Annotated in this window: 11 protein-coding genes and 1 pseudogene; 7 read left to right on the forward strand and 5 right to left on the reverse strand. The window is 71.6% G+C overall.

Annotation, left to right across the window (positions count from 1 at the left end; translation table 11 throughout):
* Positions 1-393 precede the first annotated feature (393 nt).
* Together ACGF5T_RS13700 and ACGF5T_RS13705 are read right to left on the reverse strand one after the other, a co-directional pair.
* Positions 394-1,683, reverse strand: coding sequence for a citrate synthase (locus ACGF5T_RS13700; RefSeq protein ID WP_053131172.1), 1,290 nt, complete (start codon positions 1,681-1,683; stop codon positions 394-396).
* A 241-nt stretch (positions 1,684-1,924) separates the two neighbouring features.
* Positions 1,925-4,177 (reverse strand): ATP-dependent RecD-like DNA helicase, encoded by a 2,253-nt coding sequence (locus ACGF5T_RS13705; protein ID WP_366767302.1) that lies wholly within the window; start codon positions 4,175-4,177, stop codon positions 1,925-1,927.
* Positions 4,178-4,271: 94 nt separating this feature from the next.
* Here ACGF5T_RS13705 and ACGF5T_RS13710 point away from each other — a divergent pair.
* Positions 4,272-4,514, forward strand: a pseudogene (locus tag ACGF5T_RS13710) (ATP-binding protein); the annotation flags it as partial.
* 141 nt (positions 4,515-4,655) lie between these two features.
* Here ACGF5T_RS13710 and ACGF5T_RS13715 read toward each other — a convergent pair.
* Both ACGF5T_RS13715 and ACGF5T_RS13720 read right to left on the reverse strand, forming a co-directional pair.
* Complete coding sequence (locus ACGF5T_RS13715; RefSeq protein WP_356603580.1) at positions 4,656-5,273, reverse strand: TOPRIM nucleotidyl transferase/hydrolase domain-containing protein; 618 nt, start codon at positions 5,271-5,273, stop codon at positions 4,656-4,658.
* Positions 5,274-5,347: 74 nt separating this feature from the next.
* On the reverse strand, positions 5,348-6,298 hold the full coding sequence (locus ACGF5T_RS13720; protein WP_392888042.1) for an RNA polymerase sigma-70 factor: 951 nt from the start codon (positions 6,296-6,298) through the stop codon (positions 5,348-5,350).
* Between the two features lie 183 nt (positions 6,299-6,481).
* Between ACGF5T_RS13720 and ACGF5T_RS13725 the strand changes: the two genes are divergently transcribed.
* The 6 genes from ACGF5T_RS13725 to rbsD all read left to right on the forward strand — a co-directional run bounded on the left by ACGF5T_RS13725 (position 6,482) and on the right by rbsD (position 13,211).
* Positions 6,482-6,970: a carboxymuconolactone decarboxylase family protein gene (locus ACGF5T_RS13725; RefSeq protein WP_356603584.1), complete on the forward strand. Its 489-nt coding sequence runs from the start codon at positions 6,482-6,484 to the stop codon at positions 6,968-6,970.
* A 202-nt stretch (positions 6,971-7,172) separates the two neighbouring features.
* A complete protein-coding gene (locus ACGF5T_RS13730) occupies positions 7,173-8,261 on the forward strand; it encodes a LacI family DNA-binding transcriptional regulator (RefSeq protein ID WP_356603586.1) in 1,089 nt (362 codons plus the stop codon).
* Entirely contained in the window at positions 8,258-9,862 is a 1,605-nt protein-coding gene (locus ACGF5T_RS13735; RefSeq protein WP_366767300.1) for a sugar ABC transporter ATP-binding protein, read from the forward strand. Before ACGF5T_RS13730 ends, ACGF5T_RS13735 begins: the two co-directional genes overlap by 4 nt.
* On the forward strand, positions 9,852-11,807 hold the full coding sequence (locus ACGF5T_RS13740) for a substrate-binding domain-containing protein (RefSeq protein ID WP_366767299.1): 1,956 nt from the start codon (positions 9,852-9,854) through the stop codon (positions 11,805-11,807). Before ACGF5T_RS13735 ends, ACGF5T_RS13740 begins: the two co-directional genes overlap by 11 nt.
* Before the next feature lie 112 nt (positions 11,808-11,919).
* Positions 11,920-12,825 (forward strand): ribokinase, encoded by a 906-nt coding sequence (locus ACGF5T_RS13745; protein ID WP_366767298.1) that lies wholly within the window; start codon positions 11,920-11,922, stop codon positions 12,823-12,825.
* Positions 12,822-13,211 carry a D-ribose pyranase gene (rbsD, locus tag ACGF5T_RS13750; protein ID WP_356603594.1) on the forward strand — a complete coding sequence of 130 codons (390 nt, stop codon included), beginning with the start codon at positions 12,822-12,824 and terminating at the stop codon, positions 13,209-13,211. Before ACGF5T_RS13745 ends, rbsD begins: the two co-directional genes overlap by 4 nt.
* Before the next feature lie 212 nt (positions 13,212-13,423).
* Here rbsD and ACGF5T_RS13755 read toward each other — a convergent pair whose 3' ends face one another.
* Complete coding sequence (locus ACGF5T_RS13755; RefSeq protein ID WP_356603973.1) at positions 13,424-14,239, reverse strand: sugar phosphate isomerase/epimerase family protein; 816 nt, start codon at positions 14,237-14,239, stop codon at positions 13,424-13,426.
* Positions 14,240-14,253: the final 14 nt, after the last annotated feature.

A 14,253-nucleotide genomic window follows, 5' to 3' on the forward strand; every position in this document is an offset into this window, starting at 1 on the left:
GGGGGACATTCCCAGAGCTGCGTTGCCGGGACACGTACACCGGGAAGCTTTGAGCGGCCCTCCCGGTCGTGCGCTGTCCCGGCAGACCGCACGAGACATTCGACGGACACACGACAGGCACACGACAGGCGGGCGGGTTCGCCCGCCGGTTCAGCACAGCGATTCAGGCGCTGTCCTCACAGACGCCCGGCCGGATCCCGTGGGGGGAATCCGCACCGGGACATGGGAAGGCGCCCTGGTTCGTCGGCCCGTGGGGGGACCGGCGCCGGGGCGCCTTTCGCTGTTTCCCGGCCGTGCCCGGCCCATGGGAACGTCCGGAACCACGGGAAAGCAACGGACCCCGTACCCGACCGGGGGGTCGGGTACGGGGTCCGCAAGCCTCGAAGAGGACGCTCAGCGCTCCTCGACCGGCACGAAGTCGCGCTCCACGACGCCCGTGTAGATCTGGCGCGGGCGGCCGATACGGGAACCCGGCTCCTTGATCATCTCGTGCCACTGGGCGATCCAGCCCGGCAGCCGGCCGAGGGCGAACAGGACCGTGAACATCTCGGTCGGGAAGCCCATGGCCCGGTAGATCAGGCCGGTGTAGAAGTCGACGTTCGGGTAGAGGCTGCGCGAGACGAAGTAGTCGTCGGAGAGCGCGTGCTCCTCCAGCTTCAGCGCGATGTCCAGCAGCTCGTCGGACTTGCCGAGAGCGGAGAGGACGTCGTGCGCGGCGGCCTTGATGATCTTGGCGCGCGGGTCGAAGTTCTTGTAGACCCGGTGGCCGAAGCCCATCAGGCGGACGCCGTCCTCCTTGTTCTTCACCTTGCGGATGAAGGTGTCGACGTCGCCACCGTTGTCGCGGATGCCCTCGAGCATCTCCAGCACCGACTGGTTGGCGCCGCCGTGCAGCGGGCCCCACAGGGCGTTGATGCCCGCGGAGATCGACGCGAACATGTTGGCCTGCGAGGAGCCGACCAGGCGGACCGTGGAGGTCGAGCAGTTCTGCTCGTGGTCCGCGTGCAGGATCAGCAGCTTGTCCAGGGCGGAGACGACCGTCGGGTCGAGCTCGTACTCCTGCGCCGGCACCGAGAACGTCATGCGCAGGAAGTTCTCGACGTAGCCGAGGTCGTTGCGCGGGTAGACGAACGGGTGGCCGATCGACTTCTTGTACGCGTACGCCGCGATCGTCGGGAGCTTGGCGAGCAGCCGGATCGTGGAGAGGTTGCGCTGACGCTCGTCGAACGGGTTGTGGCTGTCCTGGTAGAACGTCGACAGCGCCGAGACGACCGACGACAGCATGGCCATCGGGTGGGCGTCGCGCGGGAAGCCCTTGTAGAAGTTCTTGACGTCCTCGTGCAGCAGGGTGTGCTGCGTGATCTCGTTCTTGAACGCGGTGAGCTCGTCGACCGTGGGCAGCTCGCCGTTGATCAGCAGGTAGGCGACCTCCACGAAGGAGGAGCGCTCGGCCAGCTGCTCGATCGGGTAGCCGCGGTAGCGGAGGATGCCCGCCTCGCCGTCCAGATACGTGATGGCGGATTTATAGGCGGCGGTGTTGCCGTAACCGCTGTCCAGCGTCACCAGACCGGTCTGGGCGCGGAGCTTCCCGATGTCGAAGCCCTTGTCGCCGACGGTGCTGTCGATCACCGGGTAGGTGTACTCGCCGTCGCCGTACCGCAGTACTACAGAGTTGTCGCTCACGTCTTCCCTCACCGACGTAGTGCCTCATCTTCGAGGTGCCCTGACTGTCTCTACCATCCCCCACTTGGCTCAGGAGAGTGCACTCGGGGTCGACCATCGGGCCTATTGGCGGCACTCAGTGCCGCCAACTTGCTCATCCTGCCCCCTCTCCTTCCCTTCCGGAAGTGCTCTGTGACCTTTCCGACTCGTTTGATCGATCATTTTTTCACAGGGCGGGGCGGGTCACGGGAGGGTCTGTGGATCAGGAGCCCGTCAGCCGGAAGTCGAGCGCCGTGCAGCGTCGGCCGGCCGAGACCGTACGCACCGCCTGTCCGATCGCCTTGCGGGAGCCGACGAGGACGACCAGTTGCTTGGCCCGGGTGACCGCCGTGTACAGCAGGTTCCGCTGGAGCATCATCCAGGCGCCGGTCGTCACGGGGATCACCACCGCCGGATACTCGCTGCCCTGGGAGCGGTGGATGGTCACCGCGTAGGCGTGGGCCAGCTCGTCCAGTTCGTCGAAGTCGTACGGAACCTCCTCGTCCTCGTCCGTCAGCACGGTGAGGCGCTGGTCCACCGGGTCGAGCGAGGTGACCACGCCGACGGTGCCGTTGAAGACGCCGTTCTCACCCTTGTCGTAATTGTTGCGAATCTGGGTGACCTTGTCGCCGACCCGGAAGACCCGACCGCCGAACCGCTTCTCCGGCACGTCCGGCCGCCCCGGGGTGACGGCCTGCTGGAGCAGCCCGTTCAGCGCGCCGGCCCCGGCGGGGCCCCGGTGCATGGGCGCGAGGACCTGCACGTCGCGGCGCGGGTCGAGGCCGAACTTCGCGGGGATGCGTCGGGCGGCGACGTCCACCGTGAGCCGCCCCGCCTCCTCGGTCTCGTCCTCGACGAAGAGGAAGAAGTCCTTCATGCCGTCGGTGAGCGGGTGCTGCCCCGCGTTGATCCGGTGGGCGTTGGTCACGACGCCCGACTGCTGGGCCTGGCGGAACACCCGGGTGAGCCGCACGGCCGGTACGGGGCTGCGGGGGGCCAGCAGGTCCCGCAGCACCTCGCCCGCGCCGACGCTGGGCAGCTGGTCCACGTCCCCGACGAAGAGCAGGTGGGCGCCCGGGGGCACGGCCTTGACCAGCTTGTTGGCCAGCAGGAGGTCGAGCATGGAGGCCTCGTCGACCACGACGAGGTCGGCGTCGAGCGGGCGGTCCCGGTCGTAGGCCGCGTCGCCGCCCGGCTTGAGCTCCAGCAGGCGGTGGACCGTGGAGGCCTCGGCGCCGGTCAGCTCGGCCAGGCGCTTGGCCGCGCGGCCGGTGGGCGCGGCGAGCACCACCTTCGCCTTCCTGGCGCGGGCCAGCTCGACGATCGACCTGACGGTGAACGACTTGCCGCAGCCCGGCCCGCCGGTGAGGACGGCGACCTTCTCGGTGAGCGCCAGCTTGACGGCGGCCTCCTGCTCGGGGGCGAGATCGGCGCCGGTACGGGCCTTGAGCCAGGTCAGCGCCTTGTCCCAGGCCACGTCCCGGAAACCGGGCATCCGGTCCTCGCCGGTGCGCAGGAGGCGCAGGAGCTGGGCGGAGAGGGCCAGCTCGGCGCGGTGGAAGGGGACCAGGTACACGGCGGTGACGGGGTCGCCGCCCTGCGGGTCGGGCACCTTCTCGCGCACGACGCCGGGATCCTCGCCGTCCTGGGGCTCGGCGGCCAGCTCGGCGAGGCACTCGATGACGAGCCCGGTGTCCACCTGGAGCAGCTTCACCGCGTCGGCGATGAGCTTCTCCTCGGGGAGGTAGCAGTGTCCCTGGTCGGTGGCCTGCGACAGGGCGTACTGCAGGCCCGCCTTCACGCGGTCCGGGCTGTCGTGCGGGATGCCGACGGACTGGGCGATCTTGTCGGCGGTGAGGAATCCGATGCCCCAGACGTCGGACGCCAGCCGGTAGGGCTGGTTCTTCACGACGGAGATGGACGCGTCGCCGTACTTCTTGTAGATCCTGACCGCGATCGACGTGGACACCTCGACGGTCTGGAGGAAGAGCATGACCTCCTTGATCGCCTTCTGCTCCTCCCACGCGTCGGCGATCTTCTTGGTCCGCTTGGGACCGAGGCCGGGGACCTCGATGAGCCGCTTGGGCTCCTCCTCGATGATCTGGAGCGTGTCCACGCCGAAGTGCTGCGTGATCCGGTCGGCGAAGACGGGGCCGATGCCCTTGACCAGGCCCGAGCCGAGGTAGCGCCGGATGCCCTGGACCGTGGCCGGGAGGACGGTCGTGTAGTTCTCGACGTGGAACTGCTTGCCGTACTGCGGGTGGGACCCCCAGCGCCCCTCCATCCGCAGGGATTCGCCGGCCTGGGCGCCGAGCAGCGCGCCGACGACGGTGAGCAGGTCGCCGGCGCCTCTGCCGGTGTCGACGCGGGCGACCGTGTAGCCGTTCTCCTCGTTGGCGTACGTGATGCGTTCCAGGACGCCTTCGAGGGTGGCGAGCCGCCGTTCGCCGGGGGCGGCCTCGGACTGGTTGGGCATGGTGCGACGGTACCGGTGGGGTGTGACAGCGCGCGGGGGCTACCCGTCCTTCTCCGCCAGGCTGCCGGAACTGACGTCTGAGGAGACGGAGGTGCACACCAAGGGCCCCGCGGCCCTCCGTATCCGCTGGTCACCGCCGGGCACGTGGCGGATCGGAGCGTGGGACGCGGACCCCGAGCCGCCTCGGCCGCCGGTTACGTTCGGGCGGGTGGAGGATCTGGAGGAGGGGCGCGGGCTGGCGCTGGTGCGGGCGTGCGCCGACGTGTGGGGTTGGCATCCGCTGGCCAGACACGGCAACCGGGGCAAGTACGTGTGGTGCGAGGTGGCCGCCGCCTGACCTGGCCCGGGTGTCAGTACTCCCCTCGAGAACGAAGACATTCATCCGCCGACCGTCATCCCTGTGCTCATACGAGCACCTGAAGTACAGACAGGCCTCAAGTGCTCACGGTCTTGCCGACAGGAGTGGGTGGGGCGCCGGTCAGAGACCCGCGAACAGCCCCGAGAGCGGGGCGGGGACGCAGGCGGGGTCCAGCGCCTCGACGAGGACGCGGCCGTAATGGATCTTGCGGCCCTTCTTGGTGCCGAAGAAGCGGCGGAGCTGCTGCTGGGCGGTGCGGTCCTGCTGCGCGGGCTGACGGAGGAAGGTCTGGAGGGGGCGCAGGTCGCCCTCGGCCTCGACCAGCTCCTTCACCCGCGTCACCCCCAGCGCGCGGATCAGCTCGTCCTCCAGGTCGGCCGCGCAGACGAAGAGACCGCCCGGCGCCGCCTCCGCCCGGTCGAGAGCACGGACGTAGAAGCCCTTCTCCCGCTCGTCGCACAGGCCCGTGAGACGCAGGTCCAGGCCGGACGGTCCGAGGAGGGAGGCGTAGCGGCCGACGCTCATCGCGCCGCCCATCGGCAGGACGCAGACGCCCTCCGCCGCGAGGTCCCGGCCGCGGGTCGCGGCCAGCGCGTCCACCGCCGCCGAGTCGCTCGGCCCTTCGAGGAGGACGGCCGTACGGACCGACAGACTCGTCGCCAACTCGCGCGCGGGGCCGCCGGGGCCACCGGCCGCCCACGCGGTGACCGCATCCCGGAACGCCCCCATGTCCGCCATGGCACGAGTCTCCGTCCTGAACGTCCCGGGCGGAAGTGAATATCGCGCTTCCGGCGGGTGCGGAGGGCGCGGGTTCAGCGGCCCAGTGCGGTCGCCTCGCGCATGTGCGAGAGCTTCTCCGGGTTGCGCACCGCGTAGAGGCCGGTGATGAGGCCGTCGTCGAAACGCATCGCCAGCACCGTGTCCAGCTCGCCGTCGAGGTGGAGGATCAGTGCCGGGAAGCCGTTGACCTCGGCGGGCTCCAGCGAGACCGCGGCCCCCTGCTTGACCAGTCCGCCGATCATCAGGCGGGCCACCTTCCCGGCCCCCGTGACGGGGCGCAGCACGGCCTGCTTGATGCCGCCGCCGTCGCCCACGAGGACCACGTCCGGCGCGAGGACGTCGAGCAGGCCCTGCACGTCCCCCGTCGTCACGGCCCGCCGGAACGCGGAGAACGCGTCCCGCGTCTGGGTCGGGGTGACGGTCCCGCGCGGGCGGCGGGCCGCCACGTGGGCGCGTGCCCGGTGGGCGGTCTGCCGGACCGCGTCCTGACTCTTGCCCACGGCGTCGGCGATCTCGTCGTAACCGAACTCGAACACCTCGCGCAGCACGAACACCGCCCGCTCGGTCGGCGCGAGCGTCTCCAGGACCAGCATCATCGCCATCGAGACGCTGTCGGCCAGCTCCACGTCCTCGGCCACGTCGGGCGAGGTGAGCAGCGGCTCGGGCAGCCAGGCGCCGACGTAGGACTCCTTGCGGCGGCCGAGCGTACGCAGCCGGCCCAGCGCCTGCCGGGTGGTGACGCGCACCAGGTACGCGCGCCGGTCGCGGACCGTTTCGAGGTCCACGCCCGACCAGCGCAGCCAGGTCTCCTGAAGGACGTCCTCCGCGTCGGCGGCCGACCCGAGCATCTCGTAGGCGACCGTGAAGAGCAGGTTGCGGTGGGCGACGAAGGCCTCGGTGGCGGGGTCCGCGCGTCCGGCCCCGCCTGCTCCGTGCCTGTCGTTCCCGGCGTTCTCGGCGTGCCCGTCGTGCTCGCTCATCATCGGCTGCTTCCGCTCGTCCGCTTCCCACGGTGTCACGCGCACAGGACGCCGGCCACCGCCGTTCTGTGACACCCGGCGGCGGTGGCTCTCGTCACAGCGGCGCCCCGTCACAGGGGGCGGGCGGTCGGCATCTTGTGGTCGTCAGCACGGCTTGAGCACGGCTTCCCGAGTGAGGACGAGATCATGGAATCCCGATTCAACCTGTTCGAGAACGAGATCGGCAACAAGTTCGCCAAGCGGTTCGCGGGCACCGCCGTGGTGCTCCAGCAGGCGTCGCTGCCGCACGCCACGCAGGAGCTGATGTCGCTGCGCGCCAGCCAGATCAACGGCTGCGGCCACTGCATCGACATGCACACCAAGGAGGCCGAAGCCGCCGGCGAGAGCCCGGTGCGGCTCCACCTGGTCGCCGCCTGGCGCGAATCCACGGTGTTCACCGAGGCCGAGCAGGCCGCGCTGGCGCTCACCGAGGAGGGCACCCGGCTCGCCGACGCCCACCAGGGCGTCTCCGACGAGACGTGGGCCCAGGTGCGCAAGCACTACGACGACGACCAGATCGCCGCGCTGGTCTGCCTGGTCGCCCTGATCAACGCGGCCAACCGCATGGCCGTCATCACGCACCAGAAGGGCGGCTCCTACGAGGCGGGCATGTTCAAGGCCGCACTCGAGCACTGAGCCGAGCCGACCGGCGCCCCCTCCGGCCCGGCCCCGGGCCTTCGCCCCGGGGCCGGGCCGCGGCATGGGCGGCGCCGCGGTGACGTGACGCCCGCCCCTGGTCACGATTGAGTTTCGTCACGTCCTCCCCCTCTTGCCAACCCCTCGTGTAATCGATTCCAATCCTTCATGTAATCGATTCCACGAGGAGGTGGAACCGGCGATGGCGAGCATCAAGGATGTCGCCGCCGAGGCGGGTGTGTCCGCCGCGACGGTCTCGCGGGCGCTCAACGGCCACCCGTCCGTCAGCGCGGACGCACGTACGCGTGTACTGGCCGCCGTCGAGGCGCTGGGCTACCGGCCGAACGCCGTCGCCCGGTCGCTGCGCACCGACCAGACCCGCACGCTCGGCCTGGTCATCAGCGACGTCATGAACCCGTACTTCACCGAGCTGGCCCGCTCCGTCGAGGAGGAGGCCCGCGCCCTCGGCTACAGCGTCATCATCGGCAACGCCGACGAGCGCCCCGACCTCCAGGACCACCACGTCACGACGTTGCTGGACCGCCGTATCGACGGGCTGCTCGTCTCCCCCACCGACGGCGGCTCCCCGCGGATGCTGGACGCCGCGCGGGCCGGGACGCCGATGGTCTTCGTCGACCGGTGGATCCCGGGCGTGGACGTGCCCGTCGTCAGGTCGGACGGGCGCGGGGCCGTACGGGACCTCGTGGCGCACCTGCACGGCCTCGGGCACCGGCGGCTCGCGATCATCGCCGGGCCCGCCGCCACCACCACCGGACGCGAGCGCGTCGACGCCTTCCGCGAGGCGCTCGGCGCGTACGGACTCCCGCTCCCCGACGCCTACATCGGGCAGGGCGACTTCCAGGCCGACAGCGGACGCCGGGTCACCGAGGGCTTCCTCGACCTGCCCGAGCCGCCCGAGGTCGTCTTCGCCGCCGACAACCTGATGGCGCTCGGCGCGCTGGACGCCGTACGGGCGCGCGGCCTGCGGGTGCCCGAGGACATCGCGCTCGCCGCGTTCGACGACATCCGCTGGTTCGTGCACACCGATCCGCCGGTCACGGCGATCGCCCAGCCCACACGGGATCTCGGACGGGCCGCCGTACGCGCGCTGGTCGACCGGATCGGGGGGCGGACCGGTGAGTCCGTCACCCTCCCCGCGCGGCTGGTGATCCGCCGCTCCTGCGGCGAGACGGCCCACCGAGAACCTCCGGGCCGGTCCTCGGCCCCGACCCCGACCCCTACCCCGACACAGTCCCCGTCCCCGTCCCCCGTACGAAGGAGTACGCCGTGAGCAGCCGCAGTCCGGACGAGTTGCTGCGCATCGAGGGCATCCGCAAGACCTTCCCCGGCGTGGTCGCGCTCGACAGCGTCGACTTCGACCTGCGCCGGGGCGAGGTCCATGTGCTCCTCGGTGAGAACGGCGCGGGCAAGAGCACCCTCATCAAGATGCTCTCCGGCGCCTACACCCCCGACGCCGGGCGCATCCTGGCCGACGGCGAGGAGGTGCGCATCCACGGTGCGCAGGACTCCGAGCGGCTCGGGATCGCGACCATCTACCAGGAGTTCAACCTGGTGCCCGACCTGTCGGTCGCCGAGAACATCTTCCTCGGGCGGCAGCCGCGCCGCCTCGGGATGATCGACCGGAAGAAGATGGACGCGGACGCTGAGGTGCTGCTGAAGCGGGTCGGCGTGAACGTGTCGCCGCGGGCGCGGGTGCGTGAACTGGGCATCGCGCGGCTCCAGATGGTCGAGATCGCCAAGGCGCTCAGCCTGGAGGCGCGGGTGCTCATCATGGACGAGCCGACCGCCGTGCTCACCTCCGACGAGGTCGAGAAGCTGTTCGCGATCGTGCGGCGGCTGCGCGAGGACGGGGTCGGCATCGTCTTCATCACGCACCACCTGGAGGAGATCGCCGCCCTCGGCGACCGGGTCACCGTGATCCGGGACGGCCGCAGCGTCGGCCAGGTGCCCGCCTCGACGCCCGAGGACGAGCTGGTGCGGCTCATGGTCGGGCGGTCGATCGAGCAGCAGTACCCGCGCGAGCGCCCCGGCGCCGGCGAGGCCCTGCTCAAGGTCGAAGGGCTGACCCGCGACGGTGTCTTCCACGACGTCGGCTTCGAGGTGCGCGCCGGTGAGGTGGTCGGCATCGCCGGTCTCGTCGGTGCCGGGCGCACGGAGGTCGTGCGGGCGGTGTTCGGCGCCGACCCCTACGACTCCGGGACGGTGCACGTCTCGGGCGCCCGGCTCCGGGGGCACGACGTGAACGCCGCGATGGCCGCCGGCATCGGTCTCGTCCCCGAGGACCGCAAGGGCCAGGGGCTGGTGCTGGACGCCTCCGTCGAGGAGAACCTCGGGCTGGTCACCCTCCGGTCGACCTCCCGCGCGGGACTCGTCGACCTCAAGGGCCAGCACGAGTCGGCGGAGCGCATCGCCGGGCAGCTCGGCGTGCGGATGGCCGGGCTCGGCCAGCACGTGCGCACCCTGTCCGGCGGCAACCAGCAGAAGGTCGTCATCGGCAAGTGGCTGCTGGCGAACACCAAGGTGCTGATCCTCGACGAGCCGACGCGCGGGATCGACGTCGGCGCCAAGGTCGAGATCTACCAGCTCATCAACGAGCTGACGGCCGCCGGTGCCGCCGTGCTCATGATCTCCAGCGACCTGCCCGAGGTGCTCGGCATGAGCGACCGGGTCGTGGTCATGGCGCAGGGCCGCGTCGCCGGTGAACTCCCCGCCGACCAGGCGACCCAGGACGCCGTGATGGCGCTCGCCGTCAGCACGCCCCAGGGCGCCGGCTCCCAGGGCGGCGCCTCCCCGAGCGGCGCCTCCCCGGGCGAAACCTCCCACGACAACACCCCCCACAGCGACGGAACGGAGGCCTCCGGTGGCCACTGACACGCTCAAGAGCAAGCCGGGCGCGCAGAGCGCCCCGGGCGGTGTGCGCCGCCTGCTGCTGGAGAACGGCGCGCTGACCGCGCTGATCGTCCTCGTCATCGCCATGTCGGCGCTGTCCGGGGACTTCCTGACCGCCGACAACCTGCTGAACGTCGGTGTCCAGGCGGCCGTGACGGCGATCCTCGCCTTCGGCGTCACCTTCGTCATCGTCTCGGCGGGCATCGACCTGTCGGTCGGCTCGGTCGCCGCGCTGTCGGCCACCGTGCTGGCCTGGAGTGCCACCGAGGCCGGGGTGCCGGTCTTCCTGGCCGTGCTGCTGGCGGTCGCGACGGGCATCGCGTGCGGCCTGGTGAACGGTTTCCTCATCTCGTACGGGAAGCTGCCGCCGTTCATCGCGACGCTCGCCATGCTGTCGGTCGGGCGCGGTCTGTCGCTGGTCATCTCGCAGGGTTCGCCGATCGCCTTCCCGGACTCGGTCTCCCACCTCGGTGACACGCTCGGCGGCTGGCTGCCGGTGCCGGTCCTCGTGATGATCGTGATGGGTCTGATCACGGCCTTCGTCCTCGGCCGCACCTACATCGGCCGCTCCATGTACGCCATCGGCGGCAACGAGGAGGCCGCGCGGCTGTCCGGGCTGCGGGTGAAGCGGCAGAAGCTCGCCATCTACGCCTTCTCCGGCCTGTTCGCGGCCGCCGCGGGCATCGTGCTCGCCTCCCGGCTCTCCTCCGCGCAGCCGCAGGCCGCGCAGGGCTACGAACTGGACGCCATCGCCGCCGTCGTCATCGGCGGTGCCTCGCTCGCGGGCGGCACCGGCAAGGCGTCGGGCACGCTGATCGGCGCGCTGATCCTCGCGGTGCTGCGCAACGGCCTCAACCTTCTGTCCGTCTCCGCGTTCTGGCAGCAGGTCGTCATCGGTGTCGTCATCGCGCTCGCGGTGCTGCTGGACACCCTGCGCCGCAAGGCGGGGGCGACCACTCCGGCGGCCGGTGCGTCCGGCGGGGGCAACCGGGGCAAACAGGCTCTCACCTACGTCATCGCGGCCGTCGTCGCCGTCGCCGTGGTCGGCGCGACCTCGCTGCTGCACAGCGGGTCCTCGGACGGGAAGACGCGGAAGGTCGGTCTGTCGCTGTCGACGCTCAACAACCCGTTCTTCGTGCAGATCCGGGCGGGCGCCGAGGAGCAGGCGAAGAAGCTGGGCGTGGACCTGACGGTCACGGACGCGCAGAACGACGCCTCCCAGCAGGCGAACCAGCTGCAGAACTTCACCAGCGAGGGCCTGTCCTCGATCATCGTCAACCCGGTGGACTCCGACGCCGCGGGTCCCTCGGTGCGCGCGGCGAACAAGGACGACATCCCCGTCATCGCCGTGGACCGCGGCGTCAACAAGGCGGACACGTCGGCGCTGGTCGCCTCCGACAACGTCGAGGGCGGTGAGCTGGGCGCCAAGGCGCTCGCCGAGAAGCTCGGCGGCAAGGGCACCATCGTCATCCTCCAGGGCCAGGCCGGCACCTCCGCCAGCCGGGAGCGCGGGGCGGGCTTCGCGGCCGGCCTCAAGGAGTACCCGGGTATCAAGGTCGTCGCGAAGCAGCCCGCGGACTTCGACCGCACCAAGGGCCTGGACGTGATGACGAACCTGCTCCAGGCGCACCCCGACGTCGACGGCGTCTTCGCCGAGAACGACGAGATGGCGCTCGGCGCGATCAAGGCGCTGGGCTCCAAGGCCGGCAGGTCCGTGCAGGTCGTCGGCTTCGACGGCACGCCGGACGGGCTGAAGGCGGTGCGGGACGGCTCGCTGTTCGCGTCCGTGGCGCAGCAGCCCAGGGAACTGGGCAGGATCGCGGTGGAGAACGCGTTGCGCGCCGCCGACGACGAGAAGGTGGAGAAGATGGTGAAGGTGCCGGTGAAGGTGGTCACCGAGGAGAACGTGGCCGGCTTCGAGGGCTGACGCGGGCGGACGGGCGCGCGGGAGTGCGCGCGGGCGGGTGGCCCCGGTGGCCGCCCGCCCGCCTCACTCGGATGCAGGTGCACGGGGTTTCACTCGGATCGGAGAGCGATTCATGTACGACTACGACCTCCTGGTGGTGGGGTCGGCCAACGCCGACCTCGTGATCGGCGTGGAGCGGCGGCCGGCCGCCGGTGAGACGGTGCTCGGCTCCGACCTGGCCGTCCACCCGGGCGGCAAGGGCGCGAACCAGGCGGTCGCCGCCGCCCGGCTCGGTGCCCGCACGGCCCTGCTGGCCAGGGTCGGCGACGACGACCACGGGCGGCTGCTGCTGGACTCGCAGCGGACGGCCGGTGTCGACACGGTCGGCGTGCTGGTGGGCGGGGCGCCGACCGGCGTCGCGCTGATCACCGTCGACCCGTCGGGGGACAACAGCATCGTGGTCTCGCCGGGCGCGAACGGCCGCCTGAGCCCCGGTGACGTGCGCGCCGCCGCGAGCCTCTTCCACGCCTCGCGCGTGGTCTCCACGCAGTTGGAGATCCCGCTGGAGACGGTCGTGGAGGTGGTCCGGAGCCTCGCCCCGGGCAGCCGGTTCGTGCTCAACCCGTCACCGCCGCGCCCACTGCCGCAGGAGGTGCTGGACGCCTGCGACCCGCTCATCGTCAACGAGCACGAGGCGAAGGTGATCCTGGGCGACGCGCGGGTCGGCGACCGCCCCGAGGACTGGGCGCGCGTCCTGCTGGCCAAGGGCCCGCGTTCGGTGGTCGTGACCCTCGGCGCCGAGGGCGCGCTGGTGGCGTCGGCGGCCGAGGGCGTCTCCCGCGTCGACGCGGTGAAGGTGGACGCCGTGGACACTACGGGCGCGGGCGACGCGTTCACCGCGGCGCTGGCCTGGCGGCTCGGCACGGGTGAGTCGCTCGCCGAGGCGGCGGCGTACGCGGCCCGGGTCGGCGCGGCGGCCGTCACGAAGGCCGGGGCGCAGGAGTCCTACCCGACGGCGGCGGAGGCCGAGGCACTGTGAAGAAGGCCGGGATACTCAACCGTCACCTCTCCGGTGCCCTGGCCGCCCTGGGCCACGGGGACGAGGTCCTGGTGTGCGACGCGGGCATGCCGATCCCGGACGGCCCGCGCGTCGTGGACCTGGCCTTCCGCGCCGGGGTGCCGTCCTTCGCCGAGGTCCTGCACGGGCTGCTCGACGAGCTGGTGGTGGAGGGCGCGACGGCGGCGACGGAGATCCGCGGAGCCAACCCGGAGGCGGCCGCGCTGCTGGACGCCGGCCTGCCCGCCCTCACGCTGGTCCCGCACGAGAGGCTGAAGGAACTGTCGGCGCGAGCACGGCTGGTGGTGCGCACCGGGGAGGCCCGGCCGTACGCGAACGTGCTGCTGCGCTGCGGGGTCTTCTTCTGACCCCGCTCCCGTGACGCCTCCCCCGGGACGCCTCCCCCGCGGCCGCGGACGGCGGCCCGGGGAACTTCGAAGGGGCACGGTCGCGACGACCGTGCCCCCTCGGGTTTCCCCACCCCTTCGGAACCCCGCGATCCCCCCCGGGTCCCCCGACATGGGTTCCGATGCCCAGTACGACCCGCGGGGCGGCCCAACGGTTGCACGGGCCGCCGGAATTATTTTCCGGACCCCGCCTCCCCCGTGTGCGCGGCGAACCGGGCCGCCGTCTCGGCCAGCACCTCGCGGCCGTCCCGGGCCCACAGCCCCTCGTTGAAGAGCTCGACCTCGATGGCGCCGGTGTAGCCGGCCGCGTCCACGTACCCCTTCCACTCCCGCATGTCGATCGCTCCGTCGCCGATCTGTCCGCGGCCGTTGAGCACGCCCTCGGGCAGCGGGGTCGTCCAGTCGGCGAGCTGGAAGGTGTGGATGCGGCCGCCCGCGCCCGCCCTGGCGATCTCCCGCGGCGCCCGGTCGTCCCACCAGAGGTGGTACGTGTCGACGGTGACGCCGACCTGGTGGGCCGGGAAGCGTTCGGCGAGGTCCAGGGCCTGGGTGAGCGTCGAGACCACGCAGCGGTCGGCGGCGTACATGGGGTGCAGGGGCTCGATGGCGAGCCGGACGCCGTGCCGTTCGGCGTAGGGGGCCAGCTCCGACAGGGCGTCGGCGATGCGTTCGCGGGCGCCGTGCAGGTCCTTGTCGCCGGCCGGCAGGCCGCCCGAGACGAGGACGAGGGTGTCGGTGCCGAGGACGGCGGCCTCGTCGACGGCGCGGCGGTTGTCGGCCAGGGCCCGCGCGCGCTCCCCGGCGTCGGTGGCCGTGAGGAAGCCCCCGCGGCACAGGGTGGTGACGGTGAGGCCCGCGTCGCGGACCAGTTTCGCCGCCGCCTCGACGCCGTACGCCTGGACGGGTTCGCGCCACAGGCCCACGTTGCCGATGCCCAGCTCGCGGCAGGCGGTGGTCAGTTCGGGCAGCGGGAGCTGCTTGACCGTCATCTGGTTGATGCTGA

The organism is Streptomyces sp. NPDC047853 (genome assembly GCF_043204535.1).
Classification (GTDB): domain Bacteria; phylum Actinomycetota; class Actinomycetes; order Streptomycetales; family Streptomycetaceae; genus Streptomyces.